Genomic DNA, 2,638 nt, shown 5'->3' with positions numbered 1-2,638 from the left:
GGCAAAGTTGACGGGCACTGAGACTTCGGAGTAAGAAGAGAAACCCCGCGTCGCTACGCTCCGATGGGTGGCAGCCTTGCTCCGGTCCGGGTGGCAGGCTTCACGTGGAATGGGTGGCAACCTTCAGCGGTTTACGCACACCCGACACATTGTTCACGGTGTTCCATTCGGACAGGCCCACCTTCGAGGTGTGTATCGACAGGAAGTACTCCAATGACTGGATCATAGTGACCAGACTTGCCCAAACGTTACGAACCCGCAGACTGCCGGATACTGCAGGCACATTCGGATCCTCGAAGTGCCTAACCATGTTTCGCACCATGGTGTTATCGAAAGACGTATCGCCGTCCAAAGCAAATACGATCTCCCCATCCGCCTGCTGAAGGCCCACGTTGAGAGAAGACACCCGTCCGCCCCGCTGCCATTTTGCGATTGGTTTCAGCTGACGTAGTGGATAAAGTGTCGGGTCAATGCGGAAGTTGCGCACAGCCCGCATCGTCGCTTGATTGGCCGCCGCACCGTCAACCACCGGGATTAGCTCGATATGCCCGGGGTAAAGCTGTTCGCAGAGCGATTGCAGGGTCTGTTCGACATCCCGCCCCTCACTGTAGCAGGTGATAATACAGGACACTTTAGGCGTATACCGGCTCTGAGTAGGGGTAACGCTTAGCCGCCGAAGATACCATCGGAATATACCAGTCAGAACCAGCAGATTGACTGGCAACTCTATCAGCAGGAAGAACGGGAATAACATAAGAAGGACCTGCGTGAGTCCTTCTAGATTTCCCATACCAGACAATAGTTCTGACAGCTGAAAAGCAATTCCGTCCCACATTAACTGACCTCTCCGGTCAGCCGGGCCATCAGAAGGTCACCGTCTTCCTGCGTCAAGAGATCCTCTGGCAACGTGTATCCGGCCAAACGAATTTCAGTCTGCCAGTCAGACTGCTGGGGCTGGTAGAGTTCAGATAATTCTGACAGGCGGCTACGAAGCACCTCCATTCCCTGCCGGTCAGTGTGGGGGAGAAGGAACCAAAGGAGATCTTCTCGGGTACGAGTGCAACGGTCAGTGTCGCGGATCGCTTCTTGAATGCGATCGACCAAGCTGTCCACAATCGCCAGCCCCTCCGAGTGTCCACCCAGCTTTTCCAGTGCTTCCATTCGCATCAATAACAAAGAGCACGGTTGCATTGTCTTGTAGCGACGAGCCTGCTGGATTTCCCAATTCAGGAGAGTGCTGAAAGTTGGCACAGCGATCAGGTTAAGACGCCCAAAAGCTTCCGCCACGCTCTGGTCAGAGAACCCCTGGCGACACCGTAGCCTACCCCTTTCTGATAGCTGGTAGGGGCGTATCTCACGGATTTTGAGTTCGTTAGGCTCATGGTGCTCGCCGCACTCCAGACAGCGTGCTTCAACATCGGCATCCACGAAAAAGCTCTGGCACGAGAGGCAGCGGAAGTTTTCCAGGGGACGATCGTAGTCACTACCAATGTGGCGAAGGCGGCTCATACAATTGGGGCAGATCATTAGACTGCTCTTGAGGAAATGCTCCTGAGGTGCAACGTGGCCACAGGTGAAGCAATGCAATGATGGCTGTTTCGCTATGTCCAATGCCTGACAGTCAGGGCAGACATCAACGTAATTGAGACGGCCAGAGCTACAGCGGTTGCAAAGGCGGATCCGGTCCAGCAGTTCACCACGCTCCAACCACCCCTGCTCAGTCATAAGATTCAGCCACAACATGGCGTTGATCGGCTCTTGTCCGGCCATCACTTCAAGCAACGGATACCGGTAAAGTCCTCGCGTTTCAGGGTTGAGCATTGGTTCCAGACGAATAGCCGGCCGGGTCCACAACCAGGCGAGAACGCGCTCTTCAAAACGGTCTGGAGACTGCCCCCGATTGAACATGGACATACGTTCAAGCCACAGCCTGAAAACTGGAATCAGGTTGTCAAGGTCGTCCGGGATCTCGCCGTCGCAAAGAGGAATTTTAGAATCCCGCGTAAAGATCAGTTTGAAGTGAAACGCTGGTTGCGCTCGAAGCATTGATACTGCTTGAGTCGCCTGATCCGAAGCCTGATCCAGCAAAACAATATCAACGTCAGGATGCTCCAAAAGTTCATCGGCATTTGAAAATTTGTGACAATTTGCAGGAACGGGTTTGTCTCTTGTTGCCGACACAAACGCGATGTAAGGATTTTTCATTCGGACAACCGCGGATGGATTTCTTTATGGGTGCTTAGTAGGCGGACAACGTTTCTTGGCAAAGTCGCCCGAGGTCCTTGCTTGCAGGAGAGTGCAAATCCAATACCGAGGACGCAATCGGAATTTCGTTTTCTCCTCACCACTCGCAGGTCAGTAGTTTACTGAAATAGACCTAAATTGCTAATGCAACATGAGAGCCCCTGGCTTGCCCAAATGCGGATACCACATAAGACCCTTAAAATAAGGTTCATCGCGGGTTAGCGTGAAAAAGTAGGAGACGGCGGTAAAACCGGTGCATATTCCGGCCCATCGTGAACACCCATTCCGGACGAACATGAACACCTATTCTGGTTCAACGTGAACAGTCATTCCGGTCGAAGATGAACACTTTCTGGTGATTTTCCGGAATCGGTGTTCACCATGCCGGAATCCG

2 protein-coding genes are annotated in these 2,638 nt (G+C 53.0%); both read right to left on the bottom strand.

Annotated features, from left to right (window positions below; translation table 11 throughout):
* Positions 1–100: 100 nt before the first annotated feature.
* Positions 101–835, bottom strand: coding sequence for a glycosyltransferase family 2 protein (locus tag H3Z84_RS10940; protein WP_199457477.1), 735 nt, complete (start codon positions 833–835; stop codon positions 101–103).
* Complete coding sequence (locus H3Z84_RS10935) at positions 835–2,205, bottom strand: diguanylate cyclase domain-containing protein (protein ID WP_199457476.1); 1,371 nt, start codon at positions 2,203–2,205, stop codon at positions 835–837. Before H3Z84_RS10935 ends, H3Z84_RS10940 begins: the two co-directional genes overlap by 1 nt.
* Positions 2,206–2,638: the final 433 nt, after the last annotated feature.

This window comes from Marinobacter sp. bablab_jr003 (assembly GCF_016464245.1).
GTDB classification, from domain to species: domain Bacteria; phylum Pseudomonadota; class Gammaproteobacteria; order Pseudomonadales; family Oleiphilaceae; genus Marinobacter; species Marinobacter vinifirmus.
The sequence above is the reverse complement of the archived record's forward strand: the minus strand, read 5'-3'. Positions and strand labels throughout refer to the sequence as shown.